General features: G+C 36.2%; 12 protein-coding genes. 10 read left to right on the top strand and 2 right to left on the bottom strand.

The window, feature by feature from the left end:
* Window positions 1–233: 233 nt before the first annotated feature.
* Window positions 234–851 carry a cupin domain-containing protein gene (locus tag ACIQ2D_RS09135; protein ID WP_402862711.1) on the bottom strand — a complete coding sequence of 206 codons (618 nt, stop codon included), beginning with the start codon at window positions 849–851 and terminating at the stop codon, window positions 234–236.
* Window positions 852–1,027: 176 nt separating this feature from the next.
* Between ACIQ2D_RS09135 and ACIQ2D_RS09130 the strand changes: the two genes are divergently transcribed.
* From ACIQ2D_RS09130 to ACIQ2D_RS09100, 7 genes are all read left to right on the top strand, one after another.
* Entirely contained in the window at window positions 1,028–1,636 is a 609-nt protein-coding gene (locus ACIQ2D_RS09130; RefSeq protein WP_402862708.1) for a histidine phosphatase family protein, read from the top strand.
* A 216-nt stretch (window positions 1,637–1,852) separates the two neighbouring features.
* Complete coding sequence (locus ACIQ2D_RS09125; protein ID WP_402862706.1) at window positions 1,853–2,275, top strand: ester cyclase; 423 nt, start codon at window positions 1,853–1,855, stop codon at window positions 2,273–2,275.
* Window positions 2,276–2,773: 498 nt separating this feature from the next.
* Window positions 2,774–5,944, top strand: a complete 3,171-nt coding sequence (locus ACIQ2D_RS09120) for an ATP-binding cassette domain-containing protein (protein ID WP_402862703.1) — start codon at window positions 2,774–2,776, stop codon at window positions 5,942–5,944.
* Window positions 5,945–6,176: 232 nt separating this feature from the next.
* Window positions 6,177–6,602, top strand: a complete 426-nt coding sequence (locus ACIQ2D_RS09115; protein WP_402862700.1) for an acyl-CoA thioesterase — start codon at window positions 6,177–6,179, stop codon at window positions 6,600–6,602.
* Window positions 6,603–6,613: 11 nt separating this feature from the next.
* Window positions 6,614–6,988 (top strand): DUF423 domain-containing protein, encoded by a 375-nt coding sequence (locus ACIQ2D_RS09110; protein ID WP_402862697.1) that lies wholly within the window; start codon window positions 6,614–6,616, stop codon window positions 6,986–6,988.
* A 284-nt stretch (window positions 6,989–7,272) separates the two neighbouring features.
* On the top strand, window positions 7,273–8,169 hold the full coding sequence (locus tag ACIQ2D_RS09105) for a DegV family protein (protein WP_402862694.1): 897 nt from the start codon (window positions 7,273–7,275) through the stop codon (window positions 8,167–8,169).
* A gap of 162 nt (window positions 8,170–8,331) precedes the next feature.
* The gene (locus ACIQ2D_RS09100) at window positions 8,332–9,537 is read left to right on the top strand and encodes an EAL domain-containing protein (protein WP_402862691.1); all 1,206 of its coding nucleotides are present in this window, start codon (window positions 8,332–8,334) and stop codon (window positions 9,535–9,537) included.
* Window positions 9,538–9,672: 135 nt separating this feature from the next.
* Here ACIQ2D_RS09100 and ACIQ2D_RS09095 read toward each other — a convergent pair whose 3' ends face one another.
* Window positions 9,673–10,632: an MBL fold metallo-hydrolase gene (locus ACIQ2D_RS09095; protein WP_402862688.1), complete on the bottom strand. Its 960-nt coding sequence runs from the start codon at window positions 10,630–10,632 to the stop codon at window positions 9,673–9,675.
* Window positions 10,633–10,773: 141 nt separating this feature from the next.
* On the opposite strand from ACIQ2D_RS09095, the gene ACIQ2D_RS09090 reads away from it, so the two are divergent.
* From ACIQ2D_RS09090 to acnA, 3 genes are all read left to right on the top strand, one after another.
* The gene (locus ACIQ2D_RS09090; RefSeq protein ID WP_402862686.1) at window positions 10,774–12,249 is read left to right on the top strand and encodes a methyl-accepting chemotaxis protein; all 1,476 of its coding nucleotides are present in this window, start codon (window positions 10,774–10,776) and stop codon (window positions 12,247–12,249) included.
* Window positions 12,250–12,421: 172 nt separating this feature from the next.
* Window positions 12,422–13,903, top strand: coding sequence for a methyl-accepting chemotaxis protein (locus ACIQ2D_RS09085; protein ID WP_402862683.1), 1,482 nt, complete (start codon window positions 12,422–12,424; stop codon window positions 13,901–13,903).
* A 338-nt stretch (window positions 13,904–14,241) separates the two neighbouring features.
* Window positions 14,242–16,947: an aconitate hydratase AcnA gene (acnA, locus tag ACIQ2D_RS09080; protein WP_402862680.1), complete on the top strand. Its 2,706-nt coding sequence runs from the start codon at window positions 14,242–14,244 to the stop codon at window positions 16,945–16,947.
* The last annotated feature ends 212 nt before the right edge of the window (window positions 16,948–17,159 follow it).

The following is a 17,159-nucleotide window of genomic DNA, read 5'->3' as shown; positions in this document are numbered from 1 at the left end:
TAGAAAAACTATTTATGAAATGTCTCAAATAATTAAAGAAAAATACACTTTTGATAAAAACAATATAACAGATTATCCGACATTATAATTATTAAATTTAAACAAACCATTCGCACCAAATCTCTTCAAATAAATAAATATATTCACGAGAAGAAATTAAAAGAGTGCGAATGCATGTTCTTATTTTAGCATACAATTCATATATTACTAGATATTTTTCAATTTATAAAATTTCAATACGTATATCCTTGTGGGGCATAGTAGTGATTGTAATATTGATTGTAGTAGGGGTAATTCATAACAGTATTGTTAACAGTTGTATTGCAATCTGCTGGAGGCCCAATGTTTGTAGATGGTTTCATGGGAGCAATGGCATTGTTCCATTGTTGCTCGTCTAGACAATATGTGTGTGCCATGACATTGGCAGGCATGATTTTAAGAATATCAGAACCTAAGATTACTTCTGGTGTAGGTGCGTCAAAAATTGCGAGCAAATGTGTGTGATCTTTTATTCCGGTGACATAGTGCCACCAACCTTGAGGAACGTTAGCTACTTGCCCTGGTGTAATTTCATATTCTTGAAGTCTCTTAGTAAAAGGATTAATCATTGAAACTCTAGCAGTACCTGAAATACAGTACACTAATTCTGCAGCATTTTGATGGTAGTGGGGCTCAATCACATTATTTGCACTAAGAGAGAAATCCAATAAAGAAACATTTTCAAGCGTATTTAATTGTTGAATACCAAGAAGGTTAATGAAATTCTGATCGTCTTTTTTAAATACGGTGTTTGTATTTATGTCGAACGTAAATTGAGTAGATGGAGAGGTATAATCCATATAGGAAGTCAAAAGTACATCCTTTCTTCTTAAAATTCATCAGTGTAACAAAGACACAATTTCTATAGTGTATGTAGGTGAGTGTGTTCATGTGAAGCACTTGTAGGTTTAAGGTAGGACTACTAAAATAAACAGCCTGCTTTTCGTATTAATGATACTCTTTATGAAGAGGATTTGGAGGGGAAGCATTGAATCAAATTATTTACTTACTACGTCATGGTGAAACTGTTTTTAATACGCAAGGGCGATATCAAGGGGAGCTTGATTCTCCTTTAACAGAGGTCGGAATAGATCAAGTCAGACAAAATGCCGACATGTTGAAAAGTATTCTTGGAAATCCAAATGAATGGAAAGTTGTTTCAAGTCCACTAGGTAGAGCTTTACAGAGCACCAAAATTATATGTGAAACAATATGCTATGATTATAGAAAAGTAGAGACCGATCATCGACTATCAGAAGTGGCTGTTGGCGAATGGGCAGGGTTAACAACAAAAGAAATAGAACACTCTTGGCCGAACCTTGTAAAAGATACAAACGCTTTTAGTTGGTTTTTTAATGCGCCAAAGGGAGATAGTTATGATAAAGTTGTGAGCCGGTTAACTGATTGGCTTGAAAGCATTAAACATGACCAAAAAGTGATTGCTATTTCACATGGGCTAACAGGAAGGGTATTGCGCGGAATCTACGCTGAGATGGATAAAGAACAAGCACTAAAGTTAGAGGTATCTCAGGATGTTTTCTTTAAATTATCAAATAAAAAGATTCAGAAAATAAGCTTAGAATTCGATGTGAATTGAAAATTGTCCTAACTGCAACTTATGTTATTTATGAAAAGAAATTGACTATTGATCAAGCTAATAATGTAATACAATTATTTAAGGAATGAGAAAGCTTTTAATCTTTGACGATTGTTTTAAGCTTGAGATTTGGTTAGTTATATTCCTAACTGATGATTACAATGTTTTAGACAAGTGAGTATGATAATTACTAAATAATACTACGGAGATGTTTAAATGACACCAGAAAAAATCGTTAGAAAGTTTTTTGAAGAAGTACGTTCAGGGAAAAACCCTGATTTTGCTACGGAACTTATGGCAGAAAAAGTAATGGCTCACCAAGTTACATCAGAAGAATCTATTGTTGTAAGAACACCTAAAGAATATGCTGAACATGTAGTTGAAATGATAGAAGCATATGGTGAATTCTCTTTAGAAATCCAGGAATTCTTTGTGCAAGAAAATAAGGTATATGTACGTTGGAAACAAGTAGGTACACATATAGGTGAAGTAGACGGTTATCAACCTACAGGCCTTCCAGTTGTTGAAATTGCTAGTGCAGTATATCTAGTAAAAGATAAAAAAATCTCAGAATACTGGATTCAAATTGATCGATTAGGTATTCAACAACAATTAGAACGTAATACACTCGAAAAGTAATTTTTTTGAAAAGCCTTAAGTAGCAGTGGATTAACCTAGAGCTAATAGCGGCTCTAGGTTAATTGTATGTCAAAATTGTAGTAACGCCAGGGAAATATAAATTTACATTGCTAAACCTATTCCCCTGGCGACTCCTCTGTTTTTTCCATTCGTCCTATTTTACGTAAGTCGGTAGCTAAGCTATTTTGTCTTGAATTAGAATCTAGTTTCCCAAAAATCAAGGGAGCTGAGACTTTACCTTTTCTATTGAATGGGTAATCGAAATCATCTTCTAGTTTTGGATACTCACATGGCAGTATAGTTGTAAAAGACCACTAATTGCTAAATTTTAACCATGAAATTGTTTCTTCAAAAGGGTATAAGAAAATTTATAATAAGAAATTTAGAAATCTTCGTCTATATTTTGTATGGGCTAGTCGATTCGAAAAACACAACAAATTCATTTGAATTTTTATTAACATGGCAATACTAAATGTATAGACTGGAGAGAATTTAACTATGAAAATAAATCAATTAATCGCGAACAATATTAACAAATTAGATGCAACACTTCCAACAGAGAAATCGTTAGGAATTGCTGGTTTGTCTGGATCTGGTAAAACAACTTTTTGTCAGACCATTGGTGAAGAATCTAAGAAACGTCTTGTTTCCTTATTACCAAAGGCAGAATATCAGTATTTATTCCCCAATATTATGGAAACGAATTTCAGTGCCATCAAGATGGAAGAAATGCCTCTAGTACTTTTTCTCGGAAAATCATCTATTTCTTCCAATCCACGTTCAACAATTGGCACACATACGGGCGTTTTTAAAGAGATTCGTGAGTGTCTAGCTGAAAAATTCAATCTTTCACCAGAAGTGTTTTCCTTTAATAATGCACTAGGCTGGTGTCCAGATTGTAAAGGACGCGGTACTACCAAAAATGTTGAATGTAAAATTTGTGAGGGTAAACGCTATAATCAAGAAATAGAGCAATATAAAATTGAACTATTTGATCAATCACATAGTATTTCTGATATCAACAACTTAAGCATTGAATCCATTTTTTCATTAGCAGAAGTTTTAAATATTAATGAAGCGAAACAACATATTCTCAAAAATATAATCAATATGAATATTGGTTACTTAACATTAAATCGAATTATGGGTACATTGTCAGGTGGAGAATTAACACGACTTTACTTGGCTGAATTTATGGCAACAAGTGAAAATACAGTTATTATAATTGATGAAATCTCAGTGGGTCTTGATCACCAAACACTATTGAAAATTTTAGAAGAGATTAAACAATTGGGGTATAAAAATCAAATTTGGCTCATTGATCATTCTGACACAGTGCTCGATACAACGGATGAGCAATTGTTCTTTGGACCTGGCAGTGGTAAATATGGCGGGAAAATAGTTGAGGAATCTCCGCGTCCAGAACCAATATACTGGGAACGAAATCAGGAGATTCCCACAGAATACTATCAATTTCAGGATTTATATTGTCGTAATATTCACATGGCTGAAATGCAGATTCCAAAAAATAGACTCGTAACCTTTACGGGTGAGTCTGGATGTGGTAAATCTACACTAGTAAATGAGTGTATCGCCAAAGATTTTCTGAAACGCTATCCAAAAGATAAACTGGTTATGGTAGGGCAAGATCGAAACCAGTCGATTACTAGCCGATCAACGGTCGCGACTTTCCTAGATATTAAAAAGAAACTTACAAAGTATAGTGAAGAAATTGATGATATTTTTCAGCGTTCGATTGAAGATATTGTGGATGAATTGCCAAATGAAGATATCGCTCATAAACGCTTGAGCTTACTGATCAAACTGGGACTAGGTTATTTGACATTAGAAAGAAAAACACAAACCTTATCAACTGGTGAATTTCAATGTGTCCATTTAGTATCGGAGTTGTTTGCTAACTCAAGAAACCCGCATACGCTTTTTATTTTTGACGAGCCTTCAAAAGGTTTATCACAAAATATTTTAAACCAATTCATTGATAGTGTCAGGGTTATTCTGCAAGATGAATCAGTCACAATCATGATGATTGAACATAATGCTTATATGCTGGAAAGTTCTGATTTTATCGTTGATTTTGGGAAAAGACAGCTTGCACCCGTGGAGCATCTTGATGTTGTCAGTCATGATGATTATTATCGACTTAAAAATAGGGAAGAGTTTGTTGCTCCATCACCTATTTCTTCAACACTCAAGCAGCAAAATGGCACCACCTATTTACAAGAAAATCATATGGACTATTTTAAAAATGCAGAAAACGTCTATAAGGGCGGCATTTTAAAAAGCTTATCATCAATGGCCCGTCTGATTTATGGTGAATACGAATCTGAAACAATCGCACCCGTTATTGCCATTGATCTTGAAAGACATTTGTATAGTCAATATAGTTTTCTCTTTGAGATTGGTGGAATGATCAACCATATTGTGGCTGCTCATCCGACTAATAAAGATACAAGAAGCTTCGATTTCTTTAGTCAAGAAAATCATTGTCCAAGCTGTTCCGGTCGCATGGAAATTGAAAAATTTGATTTTGATGTAGTCATTCAAGACAAAACAGTGCCATTCTGGGATGGCTTATTACATCCTGACGTGATGGAGGTATTAAAATATTATCAATATCCAAAATTGCAATTCCTATTTGATGAGATAAAGAATGAACTTGGTCAAGATATTAGTAAAAGCTACAATGAGATGACAGAAGCAGAAAAGCATACATTTTTATATGGTTATTGGGAAAAGTCATTTTATGATAAAGCAGGTAAAGCTTCGAGAACATGGGAAGGTTTTAATTTGATCATTGGGCGTTATATATTTGTTTCGAAATCAATTATTAAAGAACAAATGAAAGAATCAAAAGAGATGATTGCCTGTCCAATCTGTCAAGGAACCGTGTTAAATCATCATAAAAAGCTGAAATTTGGCGACAAGGATATTCGTGAGATAATTCAACAGCCTATTGATCAAGTAATAAAAAATGTTGGGAATTTACATGTGCTAGAAAAAATGAAAGCCATTGTCGGCGGCGATATGTCTTTGACGGAAGATGTCTCTCATTTGCCTAGGGAAACACAAGTCGCCCTTAAAATGCTTGAACTAGAGCTAGCAAGTTTTGCTCACTATGAAATGGTTTTAAAAAATGTTCTGCCATTCTGGGACAGTATTAGCGCAAATATCGAATCAATCAGCATTAATAATCGAATCACTATCGCTGATTTTGCCAATATCACAGAAACGAGAGAAGCAATCATTGATAAGTATTTCACTAATGGAAAATACAAAAAACTAACGTATGTCTATGAAGCGTTTGGTTACAAAAAAATTGTCACCCTCATTAATAAGATTAAAAAAAGTAATCCATGCCCATTCTGTAAAGGTAAAAAAGTAATATCGGAAGATGGGCTCCATGATGGTGTATATAAATTATCGGTACCTTGTGTTAGTTGTTATGAAACTGGCATCAATAATGAAGGGCGTAAGGAAAATGTCGAGGGAATAGACGTGAAAACATGGCTAACCGGTAAAGTAAGTGATGTTATTACTGAAAGCTCAAATCTTGAGCCGGTTGCAGATATCCTGATTTTCAAGCGTATTCGTGAGTTGAATAAAAAAGAAATGATGGCGATTTACCAATTTCTTGAGCAAAATAATTAGGGCAAGCAATATTAAAGTAAGGAGCTAGCTGTAAGTTAGTGGAAAACTCATTTGCAATGACAAATTGCAAATGAGTTTTTTTCTATCTGAATACGCTAAAATGATTCTTTGTTTATAGTCCACTTTGTTAGTACTTCGGGTTATCATATGTATCACATTGATCTTTATTAGAGAATCTTAATCACCGCTAAATTAACATTTTTACGCTATAATAATATGCGAGGTGAAGAAAATGTTTATAAGTGAAAAACAAATTGAAGTTCGCTATGCAGAAACAGATCAGATGGGTGTTGTGTATCACGCAAATTATATCGTCTGGCTAGAAATTGGACGTACCCAGTTAGTAAAGGATGCGGGCTTTGAATATGCAGCATTAGAAAAAGAGGGTTACGTATCACCAGTTATGGATTTATCCATTTCCTATAAGGCAGCGATGCATTATGGACAGGTTGCAACGGTACGAACATGGGTTGAAAAACACGATCGGTTACGTACAACATATGGCTATGAAATTTCACATGAAGATGGAACAGTCGCTGCCACTGCACAATCAGTACATATTTTGGCACAAAAAGAATCGTTGCGTCCGGTATCTTTAAGTAAAATCGATCCAGCTTGGGATGCGAAATATAAAGAAATTGCTCGTGAGCAAAAATAGGAGAAACAAATATGCAAACTTTAATATTCTTAGGAGCCATTATGGCTTGTTTAGGTGTTGCGCTTGGTGCATTTGGTGCACACGCATTAAAGGATAAATTCACCGAACCACGTTATGCAGCTATTTGGGAAACAGCCGTGCAGTATCATATGTATCATTCACTTGGCTTATTAGGACTCGGTATTCTATCGAGTGACGCACTTTTAGGGGCATCTAATATGCTATCATGGGCAGGATATTTGATGTTTGCAGGTATTATTTTCTTCTCAGGTAGTTTGTATATACTTGCTGTTACTGGTGTGAAAAAATTTGGTGCAATTACACCGATTGGCGGCTTATTATTTATTATCGCCTGGGTGCTCGTTGCACTTTCTACAATTGCTTAAATTTGAGATGTTGTACACAATATTTGTGTGCAGCATCTTTTTTTATTAAGGAAAACTTGTTTGGTTTATGACAGTGCAACAGAAAGAGTATTTCAAAAGTAATGCTCGTATACTTTCGAAATACTAATTATTTATCGTAAATATTGTCGAAATGATGTCGAAGATTGTAAAAAAATAAAAAAGGTATGATAAATGTCACTACTCATGATGATCTTATCTGTGTATAGTTGCATAAGTTATAAAATGAATAATATTCTACGATAGATGAAGGGAATTACATTGAAATGGAAAATAAAATTGCATGGGTTACAGATACAGCAGCATTGTTAGATGAAAAGTTCATACAGGACAATCAAATTCACGTATTACCACTTAATATAGTGTTCGAAGAAGGGGCCTTACGCGAAACTGTTGATATGACACATGATCAGTTTTACGAGAAGCTTCGAAATGCAAAAAAACACCCAAAAACATCACAGCCTGCTATTGGTGAAGTTGTAGACTTATATAAATCATTAAAAGAACAAGGGTATAAATGTGCAATTGCAATTCATACTTCTCAACATCTTTCGGGCACATATCAAAGCGCTTTCACAGCTGCTGATCAAGCGGAGTTTGAAGTATATCCAGTGGATTCAAAAATTGGTTCATTCCCGATGATAAAAATGATTGAGCTTGGTCAGCAATTAGAAAGTGAAGGGTTTGAACCAGGTTACATTGTTGAAAGAATTAATGAGTTAGCTGATAACAGCGAACTTTCATTTATCCCTGCGAGCTTATCGCAGTTGCACAAAAGCGGTCGTGTTTCAGGGACACAAGCATTTTTAAGTAATTTATTGAATATTAAAGTTGTTATTTCTTTTGAAAATGGAAAAGTTGCCATGAAAGAAAAAGTACGTGCTGCGACAAGAGCTAAAACATATGTACAAAATTTACTAAATACAGACTTAGAAACAAGTATTGTTCCAGAAGTTGCGGTTATTCACTGTAATGAAGAAGAAGGGGCAATTGCTTGGAAGAATGCCTTAGAAATCGAATATCCACTTATTAATTTCTGCGTATTACCATTGAGTGCTTGTGTAGCAGTTCATGCCGGTGAAGGTACGCTTGGTTTAAGCTGGGTACGTCAGCCAGAACTTGCACCACTAAAGCAAAAGGAAGCTGAGTTAGTTACTATATAAAAATAATTGTAATTTCATAAATTGCAGGAACATGAAGTTGCGAAATTCCTATAAACGACTTATTATACAGTCAGAGAGCATTTTAGCTTAAGTAAACTGGCGGATGTAACGTTATTTTTTGAATGATAGCAATGTTGTCATTCAGGTATGGGGGTTTCTACTATGGATGCAATAGAAGTGTTAACGAATTTAGATCAAGTACAAGGGTATTTTCAACCGATATTTAGCGCGGATGAGCATACGGTCATTGCCTACGAGATTTCCGGACAGTTACTTTTAGAAGGTCAACAAATCAATTTAAAAGATTTCATCAATAATGAAGATATTCCAGAAGAATATCGAATGGACATGGAACGTAAAATTTTACATGCAGCTTTAGACAAAATAGATGACATTTCGGCAGATGTGGATATATATATCCCATGTAATCCGAATTTATTGATGCAGGATTTTGGTGAAAGTCAATTTGATATTATACAACAATATTTTGGTGAAGAAGATTTACATCGAATTGTGCTCGTTATTTCTGAACACCGTTATAAAGGGGACATCGACCAGTTGCACCATGCCGTACGTTATTTTACAACGTATGGCGTGAAAATTGCAGTGCAAGAAGTGGGTGCTGAAAGCCATTTAGAGCATATTGCCTTATTGGCACCGCATATTTTAAAGGTGAATATTCATGAGTTAAATTATGATTCATGGTCTGCCCAAACTGATATGATTACGGCAATTGGAAGCTTGGCGTATAAAATTGGTGCTAATCTATTGTTTGAAGGAATAGAGACAGTGTATCAATTGCAATTTGCTTGGAAAAATGGCGGTCGCTTTTACCAAGGTCCATACTTAGCAAATGCGTCGGAAGTATTTGTTGAAAAAGATATGCTAAAAGAACGTTTTAAAGAGGAATGTCAGCGATTTATCACTTCTGAAAAGAAAATGCTAGAAGCGCAATATTTTGAACTGAAGAAATTACAGGAAGAGTTAGAGGTCATGGTGCAACGTGTCAAACCTTCTAGCGATAATATCCCGCATTTAGAGCATTTAGCAAACTTACTAGATGGCTATTCCTTCCGGTTATATATTTGTAATGAGGATGGCTTCCAGCTAACACCTAACGTCATGCGAGTGGATGGGCAATGGGAGTTACAACCGAATGCCATCAACAAAAACTGGAGTTGGCGTCCATACTTCCTACAAACGATAATTAAAATGCGTAATGATCAGAGCGGAGAAATTTCTGAGTTGTACCGAGATATCGAAACAGGGGAAATTACTCGTACATTCTCGATTGCAATAAGTGAATTCGAATTTCTATTCGTCGATCTTTCTTATGATTACTTATATGAACATAATATATTTAGATAGTCTTCAAGACGTTGATACATCAAGGGGAATGGGGTGCAAAAGTGTTAAGTACCCCTATTAGTACCTCAATATCTGCTATCTTTAAACTGTGTAAAATAAAACTACTAATAGAAAAAGGTAAAACGTAACGAGATGTTACGCCTTACCTTTTTTTGTTTTCATCAAATAATCAAGAATACCCATTGCTGATACAAGTGTATCAAAGGGAATCACATCATATACAGGATGATTATCATCAATTCCTTGCTCATGCAAATAATGATGAATCATAACTTTTAATTGCTCATCTAAAAGAATCGTTTGTTCCTCAAAGCTCTCTGCAGATGCTAATGCTTTTTCCCCGGCAGCTAAAAACAATGGTGTCCAATACCTTACTTGACGATAAGCTTCTTTTGGATTTTGATAAGCCCCATAATGGCCAAAGTATAATTCAGCTACATTCATGCTCTCATAAAATTGAATAGATTTTTCCATAGTTTCTGGGTCGTACTGATTCGGAGAAGTCGATGGGATGATTAAATCAACTGCCTCTCCATCCATTTCTGGATACCTCACACCGGTCGTATCCCCAACAAACATTCCATTTGTCGCTGAATAATGCATCGAAACATGATGTTTTGCATGACCTTCCGTATGATAAAATGTCAGCTGATGCTCCCCTAATGGGAATATATCTCCATGACCAATTTCAATAACACGTTCCGCATCGATAGGCACAATTGGGTCGAATAATTCATTAAACTCTTCTCCATAAACTGATTTTGCACTAGCGATGAGGCGGCTTGGATCAATCATATGCGATGCACCACGCGGATGAACGACGAATTTAGCATTCGGACAGCTTTGTAGGAAGAGCCCAGCTCCTCCGGCATGGTCTAAATGAATGTGTGTGACGATTACATAGTCGATATCCTCTAACGAAATATTTAACTCATCTAAACCTTCCATAATATAAGGGACTGAAGGGCTTGCTGATGTTTCGATTAAAGCAATCTTTTCATCGATTAATACATAAGCACTTGTGCGTTCATCTCGTTTCAAATCATGTGTATCGATGCAATAAAAATTGGTTGCAATTTTTTTAACTCTCTTCACGTGAAAACCTCCAGATATTATTAGGGAAATGTAAAATATTCTCTAAATCGCTTTTTTTATCTACAAAAAGTAGTTGTTCTACTTTATAATAATGGAAACATATGGTGAATGTCTATTCATTTTTAAGGAGGAGAGCAGACTATGGAAATAAAACTACGTTATGATACACGTAAAGTACATCGGGTTAATTTAGCAATCATTTCGATTTTAGCCGTACTAATTTGTGGGCCAATGATTCTATCAAAAGGTATCGTCTATCTTTTTATCGGGCTTGGTGTTATTGGACTAGCTGTTGGTAATTATTTTTTACCGATAAAAACCTACGTCAAGGGCTTTATTTTTGGCATGATTCCATCGAGTGTTGTCTTCACATTGTTTTTGCTCGATAGTTTTTCGCTCAATAAACACTATATTTTGCTTTGTACGATTGCGATTATTGCATTGTATTTTAAAAAGGAATTGATTGTGTTTTTTGGTGTTTTAACAAATGTAAGTTTTATAATTTTATATATTGTTAATTCGGATTCTCTTTTAGGACCGTTTGATGATATTATCGTATTCATTACGCTACTAGCTATTATTAATGGTGTCATTATTGTATTTTATTTAATTGCAAAATGGGGTAATGAGCTTATCGCACATGCAGATGCTCAACAAAAGGAAGTTTCAGCTTCGTTTAATCAGTTACAGACTACATTTAAGCAAATTGAAGATGGTAGCTATACACTGGATGAACATGTGACGCATTTTCATCAAACGATGCGTAATATCTCGGGGGTAAGTAAGCAAATACTCGGTGCAACAGAGAATATCTCAGCAAGTGTTCAACAAGAGTCATCAAGTTTGCAGTTGATACACGGCACAATGGCAGAGTCAGTACACTTTGTGAATGAAACGTTCTCAATTTCAAAAGAGACTGTGTCCAAATCAAATGATTTACAACATGAAGTTCTTATGGGTTGGGAAAAAATGCAGGAAGTTATGGGGCAAATGTCTGTAATGAGCCAAGCAATGAACTCAACAGCTTCAACAGTACACGATCTACAGTCGAGTTTACAAACAGTGGATAACTTACTGAAGGGGATTCAGCATATTGCAGAGCAAACAAATTTACTTGCTCTAAACGCAGCCATTGAAGCAGCAAGAGCTGGTGAACATGGGAAAGGCTTTGCTGTTGTAGCAGATGAAGTTCGAAAATTAGCTGAAGAGAGTGCGTCTATCACTGTAGATATTACAAATGTGACTGCTACATTGTTTCAAAAATCTACTGAAGCATATGAGCGTTCTGAAAAAGGGGACAAAGCATTACAACATGGTGAAGTCCTGTTACAAGATGTAAGCTCCTTCTTTAATGTACTGAAGGATTCATTTGCTGAGACGAATTTAGATTTAACACGTGGAATGGGAGAATTAAGTACTGCTATTCAGCAATTCGAACAAATTCAAATGCAAATTGAGAAGTTAAACCAGTTGACGGAGCAAAATGCGGCATCGACAAGTAACATACTGCAATCTGTTGAGGATGAGAACAATATGCTAGTAACAATGAGTGCAGCGACTGATCAAATTCAAGCGTTAAGTGTTACTTTAAAATCACTTGCAACAAATAAAAACTAAATTAAATCACAAATAAGCAAAGCCTTTCTATCTTTTGGACTACAAAATGATAGAGAGGCTTTTTAATTTAACGAACTACGATGATTATTAGGAAATCTGTTTGATAGTATATCCTGAAAAGTGGTTGTACTATTACATTTATGGAATACATTTGGAAGTGGGGTACTGAATTATGGGGAAATTAGATCAATACGATATATTAAAAGTACATCGAGTAAATTTGATTATCACAATTGTTTTAGTAATGTTGGTTTGTGGTTCTCTTGTTGCAGCAAAGGGAATTGCAGGTGGGTTATTTTATATCATACTAGGATTAGCAGTAATTACTCTATCAACAGTAAACTATTTCTTGCCAATTAACACATATGTTAAAGGCTTTATTTTTGCTTTTATACCAGCACTGGTTGTCATTGCTTTGTTTTTCATCGACACATTTTCGCTAAATAAGCACTATATTCTAATATGTACAGTTGCAATGGCTGCACTCTATTTTAAAAAGAATCTTGTTATTATTTTTGGACTATTTTTAGATGTTAGTTTAGTTGCAGTATATAAACTTGCACCACAAAATTTTTTGGGAAGTGAAGGTACGACTGCATTTATCACTATATTCTCTGTGTTAACGGGCATTATCGGGTTGCTCTATTTTTTAACAAGATGGGGCAGGAGTCTAATAGATGCCGCTGAGCTAAAAGAAAAACAGGCAATTCAAATGCTACAGCAATTAGAAGAGACGTTAAATACAATTGAAAATCGTAGCCGTTCTCTTGACGATAACACCATTGCACTCGATACAAATATGTCCTCTGTTTTTGAATCGAGTGAACAGATGGTAAAAGCTGTAGAGGAAATGTCGATTACCATTCAAAAGGAATCATCAAGTATTGGCATCATGAACAATGCTATGCAGTCTTCAGCTACATTGATGAATGACACACTTAACATATCGAAAAACATTGCACAAACATCCACTGAGATGAATGATAAAGTTCAAAGAGGCTACTCAAACATGCAGCAAGTCACATCTAAAATGCAAACCGTTGATCTTGCCATTTCGTCGACAGTTACAACCGTTGACGAGTTACAATCTAGCTTAGCGACTGTCAATCAGTTACTTGTGGGCATTCAACAAATTGCAGAGCAAACAAATTTACTTGCATTAAATGCTGCCATTGAAGCAGCAAGGGCGGGCGAGCATGGGAAAGGTTTTGCGGTCGTTGCCGATGAAGTTCGAAAATTGGCTGAACAAAGTGCAGCAATTACTGTTGATATTACGAACGTAACGAGTTCATTATTTGCTAAATCTCAATTAGCGTATGAGCGATCTGCTGAGGGAGAGGCAGCAATGAAAGAAAACAAAGAGATTATTGTTGCGGTTTCTGATTACTTCGAAACCCTATCACAGGATATGCAGCAAACGAACTCTGGTTTAACAAAGGGTATGCAGGATATGATTCAAGCCATAGATACCTTCAATGATATTCAAACACAAATGAATGAAGTAACGATTAGTGCTGAACAAAATAGCGCTGCTACTGAAGAAATTTTAGCTACCCTTGAAACGGAGCATGCATTAATTGCGACATGTCATGAATCTGTGAATAAAATACAATCATTAAGCAGTTCTTTAAAAGAACTAACTATTCGAACATAATAAATGCAGGTAGAACAATTATACGTTCTACCTGCATTTTACCTTTCTTTATAGCCTAATCATTGAAGAGTAAAATTATCACGGTTATCAAAAAGTAAGCGTTTACGATTTTTTTTGAAAAAACCTAAAAAATGAAAATGACAAGAATATGTCTTTTTCGTCACAATTTTGCTCATTCATGTAAATAATCAAAATGTTTCACTTGCAATAAGAAAAACTTATTGAAAAAGATAATATTAATGTAATTTACTTATGAATATAAATAGGCTATCATGGGTGTTGGAGAAAAGACTCTTTACATAAGCCTTTTCAAAAAGATATTTTAGGGGGATCCGCAAATGGCACAAGGCAATTTACACAACAGCCGCGCTTCATTCGAAGTTAATGGTAAATCATACAATTTTTATGATTTAGCTGCAATTGAAAAAGCTGGCGTTGCAAAAGTTTCAAACCTACCATACTCAATCAAAGTATTACTAGAATCAGTTTTACGTCAATATGACGCTTACGTAATCAAAGAAGAGCACGTAAACGAATTAGCAAAATGGGGTAATGGCGCTAGTGCAGAAGCTGAAGTACCATTCAAACCTTCTCGCGTTGTATTACAAGACTTCACTGGTGTACCAGTAGTAGTTGACCTTGCATCTTTACGTTCTGCTATGAAAGAAATGGGTGGAGATCCAAACAAAATCAACCCTGCTATTCCAGTTGACCTTGTAATTGACCACTCAGTACAAGTTGACAAATACGGTAATGCAGGTGCATTACAAGCGAACATGGATCTTGAATTTGAGCGTAACGCTGAGCGTTATAACTTCCTAAAATGGGCTCAAACTTCTTACGATAACTTCCGTGCTGTACCACCAGCAACAGGTATCGTTCACCAAGTAAACTTAGAGTATTTAGCTCCAGTTGTACACGTAACTGAAAATGCTGATGGCACATTCGAAACATTCCCAGACTCAGTAGTAGGTACTGACTCTCATACTACAATGATTAATGGTATCGGCGTACTTGGATGGGGCGTTGGTGGTATCGAAGCTGAAGCAGGTATGCTTGGACAGCCTTCATACTTCCCAATTCCTGAAGTTATCGGGGTTAAATTAGTTGGCGATCTTCCAAACGGAACAACTGCTACTGACTTAGCACTTAAGGTAACTCAAGTATTACGTCAGCGTGGCGTAGTTGGTAAATTCGTAGAGTTCTTCGGACCTGGCGTATCTAAATTACCACTTGCTGACCGTGCGACAATCTCTAACATGGCTCCTGAATATGGTGCTACATGTGGTTACTTCGCAATTGACGAAGAATCACTTAACTATATGCGTTTAACTGGTCGTGACGAAGAGCACATCGCGGTTGTAGAAGCTTACTTAAAAGCCAACCACATGTTCTTTGACCCAAGCCTAGAGCCTGTATACACGGATGTATTAGAAATTAACCTAGCTGATATCGAACCAAACCTTTCTGGTCCTAAACGTCCACAAGATTTAATTCCATTATCAGAAATGCGCGCTCGTTACAAAGAAGCAGTAGTAGCGCCACAAGGTACTCAAGGTTTCGGTTTAACTGAAGATGAGTTCTCTAAAACTTCTGTAGCTAAATTCGCTGAAGGTGATGTAGAAATCCCAACAGGTGCTGTAGCAATCGCTGCAATCACTTCTTGTACAAATACATCTAACCCATACGTATTAATCGCTGCTGGTTTAGTTGCGAAAAAAGCTGTTGAAAAAGGTCTTACAGTGCCGAAATGGGTTAAAACTTCTTTAGCACCAGGTTCAAAAGTAGTAACTGGTTACCTAGAAGATTCAGGTCTACAAACGTACCTTGACGAAATCGGTTTCAACACTGTAGGTTACGGTTGTACAACATGTATCGGTAACTCAGGTCCATTACTTCCTGAAATTGAAGACGCTATCAAAGCAAACGATTTATTCGTAACTTCAGTTCTTTCTGGTAACCGTAACTTTGAAGGTCGCGTACACCCACTTGTAAAAGCTAACTACTTAGCTTCACCACCACTTGTTGTTGCTTATGCACTTGCAGGTACTGTGGATATCGATCTACAAAAAGATTCATTCGGTAAAGACAAAGACGGCAACGAAGTATTCTTCGCTGACATCTGGCCTTCAACTGAAGAAGTTAATGCAGTATTAGGTACTGTTGTTAACCGTGAATTATTCCAAAAAGAATACGAAACTGTATTCACAGCAAACGAAGCTTGGAATGCAATTGAAACATCAACTGAGTCTCTATACACATTTGATGACAAATCAACTTACATCCAAAACCCACCATTCTTCCAAGGTCTTGCGAAAGAACCAGAAGCTATTAAAGGCTTAAACGACTTACGCATCATGGCGAAGTTCGGTGACTCAATTACAACTGACCATATTTCTCCAGCTGGTGCTATCGGTAAAGAAACACCTGCAGGTAAATATTTAATCGAAAACGGTGTTGCAATCCGTGACTTCAACTCATACGGAAGCCGTCGTGGTAACCACGAAGTAATGATGCGTGGTACATTTGCAAACATCCGTATCCGTAACCAAGTTGCTCCTGGTACAGAAGGTGGTTTCACTACTTACTGGCCAACTGGTGAAGTTGAATACATCTATGATGCATGTATGAAATACCAAGAGCAAGGTACTGGTTTAGTAGTACTTGCTGGTAACGACTATGGTATGGGTTCTTCTCGTGACTGGGCTGCGAAAGGTACATTCCTATTAGGCGTGAAAACTGTTATCGCACAATCTTACGAGCGTATCCACCGTTCTAACTTAGTAATGATGGGTGTTCTTCCTTTACAATACTTAAACGGCGAATCTGCTGATTCACTTGGTTTAACTGGTAAAGAAGAAATCTCTGTAAACATTACTGATGACGTGAAACCACGTGATATCTTAACAGTAACAGCTAAATCTGAAGACGGCACAGTTAAAACTTTCGAAGCTTTAGCTCGTTTCGACTCAGAAGTAGAAGTAGACTACTACCGTCACGGTGGTATCCTACAAATGGTTCTTCGCGCGAAAGCTGCTGAATAATTCATTTTGAAGAAAACCGATCTCTTTGGAGGTCGGTTTTTTTGTTGTTTTATCATACTTTAAGGGGGAATAAGCCGCATCAAAACTTAAGACCATTTGGAGAAGTATAGGGGGAGAATCAACTGTCAAGAAAAGTCCAATTGATGATGACCAACATTGATGATGACTAACACGACGTGCCCGCTTTTATCCTGTGGTCACTTTTGCATCCT

It is taken from the genome of Lysinibacillus sp. NPDC097287 (assembly GCF_044761695.1).
Classification (GTDB): Bacteria; Bacillota; Bacilli; order Bacillales_A; family Planococcaceae; genus Lysinibacillus.
The sequence above is the reverse complement of the archived record's forward strand: the minus strand, read 5'-3'. Positions and strand labels throughout refer to the sequence as shown.

Excerpts from the sequence above, each read along its gene's own strand:
- ACIQ2D_RS09125 (WP_402862706.1), top strand. The coding sequence starts at position 1,853 with ATGACACCAGAAAAAATCGTTAGAAAGTTTTTTGAAGAAGTACGTTCA.
- ACIQ2D_RS09120 (WP_402862703.1), top strand. The coding sequence starts at position 2,774 with ATGAAAATAAATCAATTAATCGCGAACAATATTAACAAATTAGATGCA.
- ACIQ2D_RS09115 (WP_402862700.1), top strand. The coding sequence starts at position 6,177 with ATGTTTATAAGTGAAAAACAAATTGAAGTTCGCTATGCAGAAACAGAT.
- ACIQ2D_RS09110 (WP_402862697.1), top strand. The coding sequence starts at position 6,614 with ATGCAAACTTTAATATTCTTAGGAGCCATTATGGCTTGTTTAGGTGTT.
- ACIQ2D_RS09105 (WP_402862694.1), top strand. The coding sequence starts at position 7,273 with ATGGAAAATAAAATTGCATGGGTTACAGATACAGCAGCATTGTTAGAT.
- ACIQ2D_RS09100 (WP_402862691.1), top strand. The coding sequence starts at position 8,332 with ATGGATGCAATAGAAGTGTTAACGAATTTAGATCAAGTACAAGGGTAT.
- ACIQ2D_RS09090 (WP_402862686.1), top strand. The coding sequence starts at position 10,774 with ATGGAAATAAAACTACGTTATGATACACGTAAAGTACATCGGGTTAAT.
- ACIQ2D_RS09085 (WP_402862683.1), top strand. The coding sequence starts at position 12,422 with ATGGGGAAATTAGATCAATACGATATATTAAAAGTACATCGAGTAAAT.
- acnA (WP_402862680.1), top strand. The coding sequence starts at position 14,242 with ATGGCACAAGGCAATTTACACAACAGCCGCGCTTCATTCGAAGTTAAT.